The organism is Solicola agrisoli (genome assembly GCF_049059935.1).
Taxonomy (GTDB): Bacteria; Actinomycetota; Actinomycetes; order Propionibacteriales; family Nocardioidaceae; genus JAURVT01.
In genome coordinates this window covers 53,248-69,199 of record NZ_JBMGQR010000011.1, presented here as the reverse complement: position 1 = coordinate 69,199, position 15,952 = coordinate 53,248, and the positions used below count along the sequence as shown (strand labels likewise).

Annotated in this window: 16 protein-coding genes; 9 read left to right on the top strand and 7 right to left on the bottom strand. The window is 72.8% G+C overall.

What is annotated here, in order from left to right; all coding sequences use genetic code 11:
* The first annotated feature begins 29 nt into the window (after positions 1-29).
* The 4 genes from ACI6PP_RS06390 (at position 30) to ACI6PP_RS06375 (ending at position 3,176) form a co-directional block, all read left to right on the top strand.
* On the top strand, positions 30-1,106 hold the full coding sequence (locus ACI6PP_RS06390) for a ferredoxin reductase (RefSeq protein WP_421110067.1): 1,077 nt from the start codon (positions 30-32) through the stop codon (positions 1,104-1,106).
* Between the two features lie 15 nt (positions 1,107-1,121).
* Positions 1,122-2,318 (top strand): fatty acid desaturase family protein, encoded by a 1,197-nt coding sequence (locus ACI6PP_RS06385; RefSeq protein WP_421110065.1) that lies wholly within the window; start codon positions 1,122-1,124, stop codon positions 2,316-2,318.
* The gene (locus ACI6PP_RS06380; protein WP_421110063.1) at positions 2,315-2,746 is read left to right on the top strand and encodes a hypothetical protein; all 432 of its coding nucleotides are present in this window, start codon (positions 2,315-2,317) and stop codon (positions 2,744-2,746) included. The genes ACI6PP_RS06385 and ACI6PP_RS06380 overlap by 4 nt, the downstream gene beginning before the upstream one ends.
* A gap of 133 nt (positions 2,747-2,879) precedes the next feature.
* Positions 2,880-3,176 (top strand): ArsR/SmtB family transcription factor, encoded by a 297-nt coding sequence (locus tag ACI6PP_RS06375; protein WP_421110062.1) that lies wholly within the window; start codon positions 2,880-2,882, stop codon positions 3,174-3,176.
* A 4-nt stretch (positions 3,177-3,180) separates the two neighbouring features.
* Here the strand turns inward: ACI6PP_RS06375 and ACI6PP_RS06370 are convergent, their stop codons facing one another.
* From ACI6PP_RS06370 to ACI6PP_RS06345, 6 genes are all read right to left on the bottom strand, one after another.
* Positions 3,181-4,068 (bottom strand): GGDEF domain-containing protein, encoded by an 888-nt coding sequence (locus tag ACI6PP_RS06370; RefSeq protein WP_421110060.1) that lies wholly within the window; start codon positions 4,066-4,068, stop codon positions 3,181-3,183.
* A gap of 155 nt (positions 4,069-4,223) precedes the next feature.
* Positions 4,224-5,051, bottom strand: a complete 828-nt coding sequence (locus tag ACI6PP_RS06365) for a DNA-formamidopyrimidine glycosylase family protein (protein WP_421110058.1) — start codon at positions 5,049-5,051, stop codon at positions 4,224-4,226.
* Between the two features lie 6 nt (positions 5,052-5,057).
* Positions 5,058-5,441, bottom strand: a complete 384-nt coding sequence (locus ACI6PP_RS06360) for a hypothetical protein (RefSeq protein WP_421110056.1) — start codon at positions 5,439-5,441, stop codon at positions 5,058-5,060.
* Between the two features lie 68 nt (positions 5,442-5,509).
* The gene (locus tag ACI6PP_RS06355; RefSeq protein ID WP_421110055.1) at positions 5,510-5,797 is read right to left on the bottom strand and encodes a YrhK family protein; all 288 of its coding nucleotides are present in this window, start codon (positions 5,795-5,797) and stop codon (positions 5,510-5,512) included.
* Positions 5,798-5,942: 145 nt separating this feature from the next.
* A complete protein-coding gene (locus ACI6PP_RS06350) occupies positions 5,943-8,216 on the bottom strand; it encodes a glycoside hydrolase family 3 C-terminal domain-containing protein (protein ID WP_421110053.1) in 2,274 nt (757 codons plus the stop codon).
* A gap of 135 nt (positions 8,217-8,351) precedes the next feature.
* Entirely contained in the window at positions 8,352-10,301 is a 1,950-nt protein-coding gene (locus ACI6PP_RS06345; protein ID WP_421110052.1) for a S53 family peptidase, read from the bottom strand.
* A gap of 122 nt (positions 10,302-10,423) precedes the next feature.
* On the opposite strand from ACI6PP_RS06345, the gene ACI6PP_RS06340 reads away from it, so the two are divergent.
* Both ACI6PP_RS06340 and ACI6PP_RS06335 read left to right on the top strand, forming a co-directional pair.
* A complete protein-coding gene (locus tag ACI6PP_RS06340) occupies positions 10,424-10,741 on the top strand; it encodes a DUF3072 domain-containing protein (protein WP_421110051.1) in 318 nt (105 codons plus the stop codon).
* A 106-nt stretch (positions 10,742-10,847) separates the two neighbouring features.
* The gene (locus ACI6PP_RS06335) at positions 10,848-11,537 is read left to right on the top strand and encodes a hypothetical protein (protein ID WP_421110049.1); all 690 of its coding nucleotides are present in this window, start codon (positions 10,848-10,850) and stop codon (positions 11,535-11,537) included.
* 93 nt (positions 11,538-11,630) lie between these two features.
* On the opposite strand, the gene ACI6PP_RS06330 is transcribed toward ACI6PP_RS06335, so the two are convergent.
* On the bottom strand, positions 11,631-12,656 hold the full coding sequence (locus ACI6PP_RS06330) for a LacI family DNA-binding transcriptional regulator (RefSeq protein ID WP_421110047.1): 1,026 nt from the start codon (positions 12,654-12,656) through the stop codon (positions 11,631-11,633).
* Between the two features lie 115 nt (positions 12,657-12,771).
* Between ACI6PP_RS06330 and ACI6PP_RS06325 the strand changes: the two genes are divergently transcribed.
* The 3 genes from ACI6PP_RS06325 (at position 12,772) to ACI6PP_RS06315 (ending at position 15,820) form a co-directional block, all read left to right on the top strand.
* Complete coding sequence (locus ACI6PP_RS06325; protein WP_421110045.1) at positions 12,772-13,860, top strand: substrate-binding domain-containing protein; 1,089 nt, start codon at positions 12,772-12,774, stop codon at positions 13,858-13,860.
* A gap of 80 nt (positions 13,861-13,940) precedes the next feature.
* The gene (locus tag ACI6PP_RS06320) at positions 13,941-14,975 is read left to right on the top strand and encodes an ABC transporter permease (protein ID WP_421110043.1); all 1,035 of its coding nucleotides are present in this window, start codon (positions 13,941-13,943) and stop codon (positions 14,973-14,975) included.
* Complete coding sequence (locus ACI6PP_RS06315) at positions 14,972-15,820, top strand: ATP-binding cassette domain-containing protein (RefSeq protein ID WP_421110042.1); 849 nt, start codon at positions 14,972-14,974, stop codon at positions 15,818-15,820. The genes ACI6PP_RS06320 and ACI6PP_RS06315 overlap by 4 nt, the downstream gene beginning before the upstream one ends.
* Positions 15,821-15,952 lie beyond the last annotated feature (132 nt).

The window sequence follows — 15,952 nt, the reverse complement described above, 5'->3', positions numbered from 1 at the left end:
CGTGTAAACGATAGTTACAGGAGGCTCCCATGGGCGCACAGGACTCGGTCGTCGGACGGGCGCGCACGCTCGCCAAGGCGCTGACGACGCCGCTCGCGCCCGACGACTACCTCACCCTCATCAACCCGCTGTGGTCGGCGCGCGAGCTGCGCGGCCGCATCGAGCGCGTCGTCCCCGAGACCGACAACGCCGCCAGCCTGGTGATCCGGCCGGGCTGGGGCTGGACGTTCGACCATGCACCGGGCCAGTACATCGGCATCGGCGTCCAGATGGACGGCAAGTTCACCTGGCGCTCGTACTCGCTGTCGTCGCCGCCGCTGCGCGAGGGCCGCACGATCGCGATCACGGTCAAGGCGATGCCCGAGGGGCTGATGTCCGAGCACCTCGTCCGCGGGCTGGAGCCCGGCACGATCGTGCGTCTCGCGGCCCCGCAGGGCGACTTCGTGCTGCCCGACCCGCCGCCCGCGCGGATGCTGTTCCTGGTGGGCGGCAGCGGCATCACCCCCGTCATGTCGATGCTGCGCACGCTCGACCGTCGCGGCACCGTCCCCGACGTCGACCTCGTCTACTCCGCGCGCAACGAGGCCGACATGATGTTCGCCGCCGAGCTGCGCGAGTACGCGTCCACGCACGACGGGCTGCGGCTCCACGAGCGGCACACCGACCGCGACGGCTTCTTCGAGCTCCCCGAGCTCGACGACCTGGTGCCCGACTGGCGCGAGCGCGACACCTGGGCCTGCGGACCGGCCGCGATGCTCGACGACATCGTCGAGCACTGGGACGCCGCCGACGTCGGCGACCGGCTGCACGTCGAGCGGTTCTCGCTCTCCATGGCCGGCGACGAGGCCGCGGGCGGCACCGTCACCTTCGGCTCCACCGGCAAGAGCGCCGAGGTCGACGGCGCCACGACCCTGCTGGAGGCCGGGGAGTCCGTCGGCGTCCAGATGCTCTACGGGTGCCGCATGGGCATCTGCCACACCTGCGACGTCCCGCTCGCGTCCGGCCGGGTGCGCGACCTGCGCACCGGCGAGGAGCACGACCAGCAGAACGAGTACATCCAGACCTGCGTGTCCGTCGCCGCCGGCGACTGCACGCTCGCCATCTAGGGAAGGCAGGCTCTCGTGGCCTACAGCGACGTTCGTGAGTACACCCATCTCAGCGACGAGGAGGTGGCCGAGATCGGCCGCGAGCTCGACGAGATCCGCGCCGAGGTCGAGGCCTCGCGCGGTGCCGCTGACGCCGCGTACGTCCGCCGCGTCATCACGCTGCAGCGACGTCTCGCCGCCGCGGGACGCATCACGCTCCTCGCCAGCCGGTTCCCCCCGGCGTGGCTGCTGGGCACCGCCATGCTCGGCGCGGCCAAGATCCTGGAGAACATGGAGATCGGCCACAACGTCATGCACGGCCAGTGGGACTGGATGAACGACCCCGAGATCCACTCCAGCAGCTGGGAGTGGGACACCGCGCAGCCGGCCGAGCAGTGGAAGCACTCGCACAACTACATCCACCACCAGTTCACCAACGTCATCGGTCACGACAACGACGTCGGCTACGGCATCCTGCGCATGACCCGCGACCAGAAGTGGCACCCGGTCAACCTCGGCCAGCCGGTCTACAACGCGGCCCTGGCGCTGCTGTTCCAGTGGGGAGTCGCGCTGCACGACCTCGACATCGAGGCCATCCGCCAGCGTCGCAAGGACCCCAAGCTGCTCGCCAAGCAGCTCGGGCAGATCCGCCACAAGGTCAGCCGCCAGGTGCTCAAGGACTACATCGTCTACCCGGCGCTGTCGGGCCCGTACTTCATGAGCACCATCACGGCCAACGCCACCGCGAACCTGATGCGCAACGTCTGGGCCTACCTGATCATCTTCTGCGGCCACTTCCCCGACGGTGCCGTGCACTTCACCGAGGAGGAGCTCGAGGACGAGACCCGCGCGGAGTGGTACCTGCGCCAGATCCTCGGTGCCGCGAACTTCGAGGGCGGCAAGCTCCTGCACCTGATGAGTGGCCAGCTCGGCTACCAGATCGAGCACCACCTGTACCCGGACCTGCCGAGCAACCGCTACGCCGAGATCTCGGTGAAGATCAAGGACCTGTGCGCGCGCTACGACATCCCGTACACGACCGGTCCGCTGCACCGCCAGTACGGCCAGGTGCTGCGCACCATCATGAAGATGACGCTGCCCGACAAGTACACCTCGCACGACCCCGCGCCGGTGCCGCCCCGCACGGCCCGCCGTCGCCGGCTCAGCGACGAGGAGCGCCAGGGTCGTCGCCTCGAGCTCGGACGTCACTGGACCCGGAGCGCGACGGCGTGAGGCCCGCGCTCGCCGACCGTCCCGTCGACCCGACGGTCGGCGTCGTGGTGCCGTTCGCCGTCGAGGACGACGACGGCGTCGTCGACCACGCGCGCGTCGTCAAGCGCCGGGCCACTCGCTGCGCGCTGAGCCGGATCTGCGGCCTGTGCGGCGACAGCCTGGAGTGGCCGATCGCCTTCGTCGGCACCGACGAGGAGGTCGAGTCCAACAGCTACGTGTTCCCGCCGCTGCACACCGCGTGCGCCGAGCAGGCCCTGGCCACGTTCCCCGCGCTCGGCGACGGCTACCTCGGACGCCCCGTCGCGCCCGCCCGGTGGGCCCTGGTCCACACCGGCGGGTTCGACCTCGAGCGCCCGGCGAACCGCACCGGCGACCAGCGCCTGCTGTTCCACCCCCACTCCGTCACCGACACCACCTGGGTGGACTGACCCCGCCAGCGGTGGGTATAGCCCCAGGATCGGCCTGATCCTGGGGCCGTACCCACCGCCGGGCCGGGGAGGTGGGGCCGTACCCACCGCCGGCGGACTTGCCATGCAGACGTGCGCACATCACGATGCCTGCATGGGTGACGAGGGCGGCGACTACGCGGAGGTCAGCGAGCTGTTCGGTGCGCTGTCCTCGCCGGTGCGGGCCGCGATCGTGCACCGGCTGACCGAGGGGGAGCAGGCCGTCCACGAGCTGGTCGACACGCTCGGGCTGAGCCAGCCGCTGGTGTCGCAGCACCTGCGCGTGCTGCGTTCGGCCAGGCTGGTGCGCTCGTCGCGCCGCGGCCGCGAGGTGGCCTACGCCCTCGTCGACGACCACGTCGCGCACGTCTTCCTGGACGCGCTGCACCACAGTCGCGAGACGGGCGCCTGACGCCCTACCGGCTGGCCTGACGGCGACGCTTGTCCTCGTACATCGCCGCGTCGGCCCGGCCGAGCGCCCCCGAGACGCCACCGGTCTCGACCGCCGCGGCGCTCCAGCCGACGGACGCCTCGACGCCGGCGCCGCGCAGCTCGTCGGAGACCTTGTCGAGGACGAGCCCGAACCCGGGCCCGTGCTGCCCGACGAGGAGCAGGCCGAACTCGTCGCCGCTGAGCCGCGCGACGACGCCCTCGCCGCCCGCCGCGCGGCCGAGGCAGTCGGCCATCTGCTGCAGCACGGCGTCGCCCGCGAGGTGGCCCTGGGTGTCGTTGATCGACTTCAGCCCGTCGGCGTCGACGATCGCGACGTGCACGGTGTCGCCGTAGGCGTCCAGGGCGCGCTCGGCCTCGACGACGGCGCGGTTCCAGCCCCGGCGGTTGAGCAGCGCGGTGAGCTCGTCGGTCAGCGCCGAGGTACGGGCCTCGTCGGCGTCGGCGTCGGCGCCGTCGAGCAGCCGTGACGCCTTGAGCTGGTGGGTCAGCATCCGGCTGCTGAACCGCAGCAGGTCGAGGTCGACGACCTGCACCGCCTCGACCGGCCAGGGGTCGACGCCGCACAGCACGCCGAACACCTGCCCGGTGCCGTCGTCGATGGGGACGCCCGCGTAGGCGCGGATGCGCTGGGCCATCGGGAGGTGGGCGTAGTCGGGGTCGGCCGCGGAGTCGCGGACGATGGGGGACGCGCCGCTCATCATCTGGTGGCAGAAGCTGCTCGGCCAGGGGACGCGGTCGCCCCGCTGCAGGATGTTCTCCTCGTGCACGTGGAGGTGCACCTGCACGTCGTCGACGACGCGCGACACCGACCAGTCCGAGAGGGCCGACGACTCCCGCAGGAACGCGACCACGTCCAGCGCCGCACGGGTGAAGAGCTGGTCCCCTCGCGGAACGCTGGAGACGGTCGTCCCGGCAGTATCCCCCGGTCGGCGCCCTGCCACCGGTCCGAGAGGCGCCGCCCGGAGGGAGACCACCCCGTTGGGCCCGGGTCGGCGGTCCGGTCGGGCTATTGCGGGACCGTGCCGGTCCGGGGCGCGTCCGGACCGGGTTGGCAGTGCGGGCACCACCAGGTGCGACGTCGTCCGGGGTCGCCGGGCACCTCGGCCTCCACCCGGACGGTCGTCCCGCAGCGCAGGCACGGACGTCCCGCCCGGCCGGCGACCCAGTGCGACTCGCCGCGGCGCGTGGAGCCGGTCGTCACCTGGTAGCCGTCGCGGCTGTGGGCGGAGTGCCGCAGGGCCCGCGCTGCCAGGGCGACGAGCGGGACGAGGTCGACGTCGCCGACGGGCGTCCACGGGCTCCGTCCGCGCAGGAAGCACAGCTCGTTGACCCAGAGGTTCCCGAGCCCGGCGAGGTTGCGCTGGTCGAGCAGGGCCGCGGCGAGGGGACGACCGGGGTCGGCCGACAGGCGTCGGACGGCCTCGCCCGCGTCCCAGTCGTCGCGCAGCGGGTCGGGGCCGAGGTGCCCGACGACGGTGTGCTCGTCGCGGGTCCGGACCAGCTCGACGACGGGGAGCGAGATGCCGTGCGCGGTGGGGCCGTCCTGCACGCCGAGCAGCACGCGGACGTCGGGCAGCACCCGGCGGGGCACCGAGCGTCCGGGCGCCGTCACCGTCCACGACCCGTCCATCCGCAGGTGGGTGTGCAGCGTCAGGTCGCCGTCGAACCGGGTGAGCAGGTGCTTGCCGTGGGTGGCGTGCTCGAGCACACGGCGGCCGGCGAGGTCGGCCTCGGCGTGGGCTGCCACGCGCAGCTCGCCGCGGGCCAGGAGCGCACCGCGCAGACGCGAGTCGAGCCGCCGGGCCAGCCGGTAGACGCTGTCACCCTCGGGCACGGGAGGTCAGCCCTGGACGAGCTCCGCGCTCGTCCGCGCCCTCAGGACCACGCGGCGGGGGGCACGGCGGTGCGAGCGCGTCGCGACGGGCGTGGCGGCCGGGGCGACGAACCACCGCTCCAGTGCGCGGGCCGCCCCGGTGCCGATGCGCAGGCCGATCTCGGCGACCGCGAAGGCGGCGAGGGCCGCTCCCAGGTAGCAGGCGAACGCGACCGCCTGCATCGTCAGGCTCGAGCGGCCGGGCGTCTCGGCGAGCGCCGGCCGGACGGCCTGGACGGCCGCGTGACCGGCCAGGACGGCGGCGACGCAGGTGATCGCCACGACCGACAGCACCGTGGCGGGGTCGACGACCACGAGACGACGGGCTCCGGCGGAGGGTGACTGGCTCACCGGGCAAACCTATTCAAAACCTCGTCACTGCGCGAGTCGAACCGGCCGGGTGTGGCGCAGACCATGGATCAGAAGTCGCGGGCGGTGTCGGCGGGCAGGGTGCCCACCCGTCCGACGTGCACGCGCCGCACCAGCCGGATCATCGGCCGCACGAGCAGCTGGACGCTCCCGAGCAGGAACAGCCAGGTGCCCGCCTCGGTGGTCGAGGCGGAGAAGAACAGGATGCTGCCGACGATGAACCACACCGCGACGGCGATGTCGTTCGCGATGCTGAGCAGCTCGTAGCGCTGCCGGAGCACGACCTCCTCGCGTCCGATGCGCAGCTCGATGAAGTCGTGGGACGGGTCGCGGGTCACGTCGCGAGGCTAGGGCGCTCCCGCCCGCACCGCCCGCCGGCGGATTCCCAGGTATACCTGGGAATCGGTCCCGTCACCTGGAGAACTTCCCGTGCCAGGCGAAGTTTCCCAGGTATACCTGGGAAACTTCGGGCGGGCGTGGGCGTCAGGAGGCGCGGGAGGCGGCGAGGAGCTCGTCGATCCGGTCGCGGTCGATGCTGCCCTGGGCGAAGTCGGCGAGCTGGCCGAGGGTGAACTCGCGCATCATCGCGACGGCGTGCGCGCCGATGCCGGCGTCACCGTCCTCGCCGAGCAGGGACGCGAACCGCTCGCCGACGGCGGGGTGGTCCAGGGCCTCGCCGAGCGTCGACATCGTCGTCAGCGGGTCCGACAGCGACTCGCCCACGACGTCGAGGTCGGCGTGCAGGCGCAGGTCGCGCGACGACGCGCCCACCGACACCGTGAACCGTCCGCCCTCGACGAACCAGCGGTGCTTCGGCTCGTGCCAGTACGCCAGGTCGCGCGCGGTCAGCGTGAGGTCGACGGTGCGCGACTCACCCGGCTCGAGCGGCACGCGGACGAAGGCGCGCAGCTCGCGGGTCGGTCGCTGCACCTGCGACTCGGGGTCGCCGACGTACACCTGCACCACCTCCGCGCCGGCGCGCTCGCCGGTGTTGGTGACGGTGACCTGCACGTCCACGCGGACGTCCGCGCCCTCGCCGTGCACGGCCGTCACGAGGTCGGTGTGGTCGAACGTCGTGTAGGTCAGGCCGTGGCCGAACGGGTAGGCGACGTCGACGCCGCGGGTGTCGTACCAGCGGTAGCCGACGAGGACGCCCTCGCCGTAGACGACCTCGCCGAGGCCGCCGGGGAACCGTCCGTACGCGGGGGTGTCCTCCAGTGCGTGCGGGATGGTCTCGGTCAGGCGGCCGGACGGCGCGCTGCGCCCCACGAGCAGGTCGGCGACGGCGGCACCACCGGCCTGGCCGCCGAGCCACGACTCGAGCACCGCCGGCGCGTGGTCCTGCCACCCGCTGACGCTGACGGCCGACCCGTTCGCGAGCACGATGACGACGCGCGGGCAGACCCGCGCCACCTCGGCGAGCAGCGTCGTCTGGCTCGCGGGCAGACGCAGGTGGGTGCGGTCGAAGCCCTCGGACTCCTCGGCCGCCGGCAGCCCCAGCACCAGCACCGCCGTCGTGGCCCGGCCCGCCAGCTCGACGGCCTCCGTCCTCAGCTCGGCGTCGGCGGCCTCGTCGCCGTCGAGGGTGTAGCCGGCGGCGAACCCGGTGTCGTCGCCGACGAGCGCCCGCAGCGAGGAGAGCACGTCCTCGACGCGGGTGGCCTCGACCTGCGACGAGCCGGCGCCCTGGAAGCGCGCCGTGCGCGCGAGCTCGCCCAGGACGACGAGGTCGCCGGCGGGGTCGAGCGGCAGCAGCGGCGTGCCGTCGACGGGGTCGTTCTTCAGCAGGACGGCGCCGCGTGCCGCCGCCTCGCGCGCCAGGGCGTGGTGCGCGTCGTGGTCGACCGGGCCCGCCTGGCCGGACGCGCGGGCGGCGCGGTCGACCAGGTTCAGCACGCGGCGCACCGCGAGGTCGAGGTCGGCCTCGGCGAGCGAGCCGTCACGCACCGCGGCGACCACCTCGGCGTCGCTGCGTCCGGCCACCCCGGGCATCCGCAGGTCGAGCCCGGCGGGGACGGCGGCGGCCTGGTCGTGCACGGCGCCCCAGTCGGACATGACGAGCCCCTCGTACCCCCACTCGTCCCGCAGGATCTCGGTGAGCAGCTGGTGGTGCCGCGAGGCGTGCGTGCCGTTGACGCGGTTGTAGGCGCACATGACCGTCCACGGCGACGCCTGGGTGACCACGCGCTCGAAGCCGGCGAGGTAGATCTCGCGCAGCGTGCGCTGGTCGACCACCGCGTCGACGCGCATGCGGTCGGTCTCCTGGTTGTTGACCGCGAAGTGCTTGAGCGAGGCCCCGACGCCCTCGCCCTGCAGGCCCTCGACGACCGCAGCCCCCAGCACGCCGGCGACGTGCGGGTCCTCGGAGAGGTACTCGAAGTTCCGCCCGCACAGCGGCGACCGCTTGATGTTGATGCCCGGGCCGAGGAGCACCGCGACGTCCTGGGCCGCGGTCTCGCGTCCCAGCGCCGCGCCGACGTCGCGCACCAGGTCGGCGTCCCAGGTGGAGCCGAGGGTGACCGCCGGCGGGAAGCACGTGGCGGGCACCGTCGAGCGGGTGCCGTCGTCGGCGACGACCTCCTTGCGCAGGCCGTGCGGGCCGTCGGCCACCATCACGCGGCCGAGGCCGACGCGTGGCACGGCCTCGGTGTGCCAGAAGCCGTCGCCCGACGTCAGCGCGACCTTCTCCTCCAGGGTCAGCGCCGCGAGCACCTTCTCGACGTCGATCGGGGCGGTCTGCTGCGCGTCGTCGGCCATGGGGTGTCCCGTCGTCGGAGGGGTCGGCCCGGCCACCCTCTCACCGGTCGGGCGGTCGCGACAGACCCCGGACGCGCCACGCGCCCGAGCCGCCGAGGCGGTCGGGCGCGTGGATCCCCGGGATGGTGCGTGCGGCTAGCGGAGCCCGCGGATGAAGGCCTTGGTGCTGGTGGGCACCCCGAAGCCGGTGAGGTTGTCGTACCCCTTCTCCGAGGTCAGCGTCTGGTCCTGGACCGACTGCGCGTTCACCGCGACCGTGCCCGGCGCCGTGAACGGCACGCCGTCGGTGCCGACGACCGTCACCTGCTGCAGGAACCCGCGGGTGAGCTGGTTGCCCGCGACGTCGGTGAGGCCGGCGTGGCCCTTGCCGTAGATCACCGGGTTGAGGAACCCGACGCGCTTGCCGGACTTCTGCGTGGCCAGCGCGAGCGTGCCCGCCGTCCACGGCGACGACCAGCTCGTGCCGCCGATCTTGCCGAGGGTGAAGTTGCCCGACGCGGCGTCGGCGTCGTGGTAGCCGATCAGGTAGCCCGTGTACGGGTCGGCCGCGCCGGCGAGGTCGGGGTAGGCGCGCTTGGGGATCGTCCCGGCGAAGCGGGCCGGCACCACGCCCTTCTGGTAGAACGGCTGCGCGTGGTAGCCGCTGCGGCCCCCGCCACCGCCGTAGCGGTAGGTCCAGGCGCCCCAGACGTCGTTCCGCTTGATGGCCCGCGAGGTGTTCCACGCGGTCTCGAAGGTGACCTTCGAGCCCGACGTGTTGCCGGTGCCGAGCGAGGTGCCGCCCACGGCGGTCACCCACGGGTTGGCGGCGGGGTAGTCGGCCGACGGAGGCGTCGTGGTCTGGTCGCCGCCGGTGTTGTCGCCGTTGTCGCCGGAGGAGAACAGCACCGAGATGCCCTGCAGCGCGGCCTGCTGGAAGACCTGGCTGTACGCGTCGTTGACCGCGGCGTCCGTGGTCTCCTCACCGCCCCACGAGTTGGTGATCGCGTCGACCTGGTTCTCGGTGACGAGCGTGTTGATCGAGGTCAGCAGCGCGTCGTCGAAGGGGCGCGAGGCCGAGCTGTAGACGATCTTGGCGTCGGGAGCGGCGCCGTGGATCGACTGGACGTCGAGCGCCTGCTCGCCGTTGACGCCGCCGGAGTCGCGGTCGTCGCAGTAGAGCGGGTCGTACCCGCCGGCGGGCTGGATGAGTCGGTACTGCCCCGACTTCAGCGTCGGCGAGCCGACGGCCTTGGCCCACGTGTTGGTGTCGGCCTCGATGCGGGGGTCGTTGCACCACAGGGTGATGCCGATCGAGCGGCCCTTGCCGGTGGCCTTGGTGGCCGGGATGCCGCGCGCGGCGCCGACCTGCGCGGGGGTGTAGCCGCACATCACGGTCGACAGCGGCTTGTCGAGCGGCGCCTTGCCCTTGCCGGCGCGCGAGTCGACGTACTGCTCGTAGTAGGCCGAGCAGCCGTTGCCGTCGGTGGCGGCCGACGTGCGGGCCGCGCGCGAGGCGGCGGGCGGGTCGACGCGCACGTTGCTCGTGGTGAGCACCCGGGAGCGGTCGAGCCCGACGACGCCGCCCACGAGGTCGCCCATCGACGCCGGGACGGTCAGTGCGGACGTCGGCGCGGTGAAGGTGCGGCCGCCCGCGCGGTAGGTGTGGGTGGACGTCGCGAACGCCTTGCCGACGGCGGCGGTGTCGCCCGAGACGGGCAGGTAGGCGTGGTTCGCGGGCGTGGCGCCGACCGTCAGTCCCTGGCCCTCGAGCCAGCTGCGGACCTTCGCCACCTGGGCGTCGGTGGCCGCGTACCGGCGGGTGAACGTCGTGGGGCTGATGAACGTGCGGTAGCTCGCGCTGGAGGGGTCGGACACCGCCTTGGCGGCGGCCGCGAGGGCGGCGGGGTCCCGCGCGTCCAGGGTGACGATGAGCTGCTGGTCGGTGGCGGCGCGCGTCGAGGCGACCTCGACGGCACCGGCCGGCAGGTCGGGTGCGGCGGCCACGGTGACGCGGTCGGGTCCCGCGGCGTGCGCGGCGACGGGGAGCAGGGCGCCGGTCGCGAGCGCGGCGGCACCGAGGAGGGGGATGAGTCGTCTGGTCACGGGGACCTCTCGCTCTCGGGAATGGTCGATTGACGCAACCATTCCCCGCCGCGGACAGGCTCAAACCTCGGTCGTGCCGCGTCGTCGTGCCGCTGTCGGTGGGCGCGCCTAGCGTGAGGTCCATGAGCACCCCCACCGACGGCCCCGCGCCCCAGACCACCGACGAGACCACCACCGACAGCGCCACCGAGTCGTCCACCGAGTCGTCCACCGAGACGTCCGGCGACGTGATCGGCGCCGCCGCCGAGGGCGCCAACACCACCGAGAAGGACCCCGACGCCTGGGTCACCGGCGACGAGGACATGACCGGCGCGCAGCGCAGCTACCTCGACACCCTCGCGCGCGAGGCCGGCGAGACCCTCCCGGCCACGCTCACCAAGGCCGAGGCGTCCCAGCACATCGATCGTCTGCAGTCCAAGACGGGCCGCGGCGACAGCTGATCGGCGGGGCGACCGGGCCCTCTGGTCCGGTTCCCCCGTCGCGTCGGAGTTGCGGTGCAGGTCACGAACGCTACGTTCGTCCCTTGACGCACGTGGAGGGAGACCCATGAGCACCGGAGCAATCATCGCCATCGTCGTGGTGGTCGTCATCGTCCTGCTGGTCCTGGGCGTGGTCGCCGCGCTGGGGGCCCGCAAGAAGCAGCAGGCCGCCAGGCGCGACCAGGCCGAGCAGATGCGGCACGAGGCGCAGGAGCGCGAGAACGTCCTGCGTCGTCAGGAGGCCGAGGCCGCCGAGGTCGAGGCCAAGGCCCGCGGCGCCCGCGCCGAGGCCGACGAGAAGAACGCCCGCGCCCAGAAGCTCGAGGCCGACGCCCGCACGCGCGGCACCGAGGCCGAGGAGCTCCGCCGCGAGCAGCGCGAGCACCTGCGCAAGGCCGACGAGCTCGACCCCGACGTCGACACCCGGCGCCGCAAGGGTGGCTCGGACGGCCGCGACGCCGACGGCGCGGACGCCGAGCGTCACGACGCCGACCGTCAGGCCGACCGTCACGACGCCGACCGTCAGGACGCCGGTCGTCCCGATGCCGACCGGCACGCCGGACCGGTGCGCGACGACGACCCGTCCGTCACGCCGGGGGCACGTCGCGCCGACGCCGACACCACCCGCGTCGACCACCAGGTCGACGACGGCATCCCGGTCGAGCCCCACGTGGGCGCGGCCGAGGCCACCGGGGGCAGCACCGCGGCAGACCCTCGGCCTCCCGCCACGCCGGGCGGCGGCGGACACCGGGCCTGACCGGCACCACCCCGCAGCACCACGACGCCCCCACCACCGGTGGGGGCGTCGCTGCGTCGGGGGCCGGTGGGCCCGACGGGCCTGACATCGGTGTCAGTCTCGGCCTGTCCGATGTGCCGGGATCTCGCCGCTCCCGCGCGCGACGATCGTCGTGGGCAGGACGGTGTGGCGCGGGGGCCCGTCGTGCCCCCGGACGCGCCCGACGAGGTACTCCGCCGCCGTGCGACCGATCGCCCCGGTGCTCTGGTGGACGACGGTGACGCCCGGGTCGAGCAGGTCGGCGAGGGGGAAGTCGTCGAAGCCGACGAGGGCCACCGAGCGGGTCAGGTCGAGGCGGCGCAGGGCGCGCACCGCCCCCTCCGCGAAGACGTTGCGACCCGCGAAGAGCGCGGTGGGCGGTGCGTCCCCACCGAGGAGGTCGACGGTGGCCCTCGCGGCCTGCTCGGCCGACCGGACGCCGACCCGCACGAGGCGCTCGTCGACCTCGAGGCCCCGCTCCCTCAGGGCGGCGGCGTACCCCGCCCGCCGCTGGTCCGACGTCCACAGCCCGGCGCTGTCGACGAGCAGGCCGATGCGGCGGTGGCCGTGGTCGACGAGGTGGTGGACGGCCGCCCGGGCGCCGCCGAAGCTGTCGGTGAGGACGGCGTCGACCCCGAGGTTGCAGGGCTCACGGTCGACGACGACCACGGCGAGCCCGCGCTCGAGGTCCGAGCCCAGGTACGACTGGTCGTCGGTGGCCGGCATCAGGACGAGCCCGTCGACGCGTCGCGAGACCAGGCTCGCCGCGAGCTCGCGCTCCCGGTCGGGCTCCTCGTCCAGGCTCGCGACGAACACGGCGATGCCCTCGCGGACGCCGACGTCGTCGATCGCGCGCAGCACGCCCGCCGAGTAGTCGTTCGCGACGTCCTGGAGCAGCACGCCGATCGACCGGGTCTGGCCCCGACGCAGGCTGCCCGCGGCGATGTTGGGTCGGTAGTCGAGCGACGCCAGCGACGCGGTGACCCGGGCGACCACCGACGGCGACACGTTCGCCTCGCCGTTCACCACGCGCGACACGGTCTTGGTGCTGACGCCCGCGTGGACGGCGACCTCGCGCATGGTCACGGAGCGTCGTTGCACGGCTCGTCCTCTTTTCGCGAAGTCGTTGACAGACCGGGGTGTGAGCCACACCATACTGACATCGATGTCACCGCGTCACCCCCCAGCGCGGCCACACCCCGGACCAAGGAGCACCATGTACCTCACCCCCCGACGACGCCGCGTGAGCGCCCTGCTCGCCACCGCCGCCTGCGCCACGCTCGTGCTGAGCGCCTGTGGAGGAGGGTCCGGCTCCGGCGGCGCCACCGTCGGCGAGAACGACACCGTCGCGGTCACCCTCATCACCAAGGACTCGGTGAACCCGTTCTTCGTCGCGATGCAGGAGGGCGCGAAGAAGGCGGCCAAGGCCGACGACGTCGACCTCACCGTCGCCGCGGGCAAGGAGGACGGCGACGAGGCCGGCCAGGTCGAGGCCATCGAGAACGCCATCGCCAAGGGCGACAACGGCATCCTGATCACGCCCAACGGTCCCGGCGTCAACCCCGCGATCAAGAAGGCGCGCGACGCCGGCATGTTCGTGATCGCCCTGGACACCCCGCCCGACCCGGCCGACACCGTCGACATCACGTTCGCCACCGACAACTTCCTCGCCGGCCAGCTCGACGGCCAGTGGGCCGCCAAGCAGCTGGGCGGGAAGAAGGCCACGATCGCGCTGCTCGACCTGTTCAACGACAAGGTCGTCTCGGTCGACTACAACCGCGACCAGGGCTTCCTGGACGGCATGGGCATCGACACCAAGGACGCCAAGGTCAACGGCGACGAGGCCAAGACCGGGTCGTACTCCGGCGGCGACTACGAGATCGTCTGCAACGAGCCGACCAACGGCACCGCCGAGCAGGGCAAGACGGCGATGGAGAACTGCCTGCAGAAGAACGGCGACATCAACGTCGTCTACACCATCAACGAGCCCGCAGCAGGTGGTGCGGACTCCGCGCTGAAGGCCGCGGGCGTCACCGACGCCATCGTGGTCTCGGTCGACGGCGGCTGCGAGGGCGTCCAGCAGGTCAAGGACGGCGTCATCGGCGCCACCGCCCAGCAGTACCCGCTCGAGATGGCCAAGCTCGGCGTCGAGGCGATCGCCAAGATCGCCCGGGGCGGCGAGAAGCCCGCGGTCACCGAGGGCAAGGACTTCTTCGACACCGGCGTGAAGCTCGTGACGGACAAGCCCGCCGACGGCGTCGAGAGCATCACCACCGACGAGGCCGCCAAGATCTGCTGGGGCTGACCCCGGTGCGCGGGGGTCCGGTCCGCCGGGCCCCCGCGCCACCGCCACCACCCCCGGGCACCACGAAGGAGCGCACGCCCATGTCGACCGGCACCACCACCTCACCCCCCAGCGCCGCCGAGCAGTTCGCCCAGCGCCGCCAGTCACCGCTGCAGCGCCTGCAGCACGTCCTGCACCAGCACCCCGCCATCAGCCCCGCCGCCGTCCTGGTGGTCTCCGCGGTGGTCTTCTCCCTGCTCAACGAGCGCTTCACCAACCCGGTGACGCTGTCGCTGGTCCTGCAGCAGGTCGCCATCATCGCGGCCCTCGCGGTCGGCCAGACCATGGTCATCCTCACCGCGGGCATCGACCTGTCGGTGGGAGCGATCTGCATCCTGTCGATGATGGTCATGGCCAAGCTGACCGCCGACCAGGGCGTCCCGCCCGTGCTCGCGATCCTCCTCGGCATCGCCGTGGGCACGGCCGCCGGCGCGGTCAACGGTGCCCTCGTGACGCGGCTGTCGCTGCCGCCGTTCATCGTCACGCTCGGCACGCTGAGCATCTTCACGGCGCTGGCGCTGCTCTACAGCCGCGGTCGCGCCATCCTCGCCACCGACATGCCCGGCACGATGAGCTGGACGGGCACGACCTTCGCGGTCGGCGCGTTCCGGATCACGACGGGCGTCGTGCTCGTCGTGGTGCTCTACCTGGTGGTCCACTACCTGCTGAGCCAGACCGCCTGGGGTCGCCACGTCTACGCCGTCGGCGACGACCGCGAGGGCGCCCGTCTGGCCGGCATCCGGGTCCGGGCGGTGCTGATGAGCGTGTACGTGTTCGCCGGCCTGCTGTACGGCATCACCGCGTGGGCGCTGATCGGTCGCGCGGGCACGGCGTCGACCAACGCCATCGTCGACGCGAACCTGCAGAGCATCACCGCCGTCGTCATCGGCGGCACCAGCCTGTTCGGCGGCCGTGGTGCCGTCGTCGGCACGGCGATCGGTGCGCTCATCGTCGGCGTGTTCCAGAGCGGGCTCTCGCTCGCGGGCGTGGACGACCAGTGGCGGGTCCTGGCGATCGGCTTCCTGGTGATCTCCGCCGTCTCGATCGACCAGTGGATCAGGAAGGTGAAGGCATGAGCGACACCATCGAGCGTCCCCGTGAGGCGGGGTCGGGCAAGGGTGCCGGGGAGCCCATCCTCAGCGCGCGCGGCCTGGTCAAGACCTTCGGCCGCGTCGTCGGCCTGGACGGCGTCGACGTCGACCTCTACCCGGGCGAGGTGCTCGGGATCATCGGCGACAACGGCGCCGGCAAGTCGACCCTGATCAAGTGCCTGACGGGCGCCGACGTCCCCGACACCGGCACGATCAGGCTCGACGGGCAGGAGGTGTCGTTCAAGCGCCCGCAGGACGCGCGCGACGCCGGCATCGAGACCGTCTACCAGACCCTGGCCCTCGCGCCGGCGCTCGACATCGCCAGCAACCTGTACCTGGGGCAGGAGATCCGGCGCAAGGGCTTCCTCGGCAGCGTGCTGCGGATGCTCGACAAGAAGGAGATGCGCGAGGCCGCGGGTCGCAACGTCGCCGAGCTCGGCATCCAGACCATCCAGAACATGACCGAGGCGGTCGAGAGCCTCTCGGGCGGCCAGCGACAGGCGGTGGCCGTCGCGCGAGCGGCGGCGTTCGGGAGCAAGGTCGTCGTCCTCGACGAGCCGACCGCGGCCCTGGGCGTGAAGGAGGGCAACCAGGTGCTGGCGATGATCAAGGGTCTGCGCGACCGCGGGCTGCCGGTCATCCTGATCAGCCACAACATGCCGCACGTGTTCGAGGTGGCCGACCGCATCCACATCCAGCGGCTCGGGCGCTGCGCCGGCGTCATCACGCCGTCGTCGCACACGATGTCCGAGGCGGTCGCCATCATGACCGGTGCGATGCAGCTCCAGGAGGACGGGACCGCGCGGACGACGCCCCGCGACGGTGCCTGAGCGGTCCGCCCCGACCCTCGCCGACGGCCTCATCGACCCCGGTTGGTGGGGGCGTCGGCGCGTCCCACGACCGGTCGTTGGGACGAAACCTGTTCACGGTCTTGCCAGACGAACAAGTTCTGAGTAGGTTCT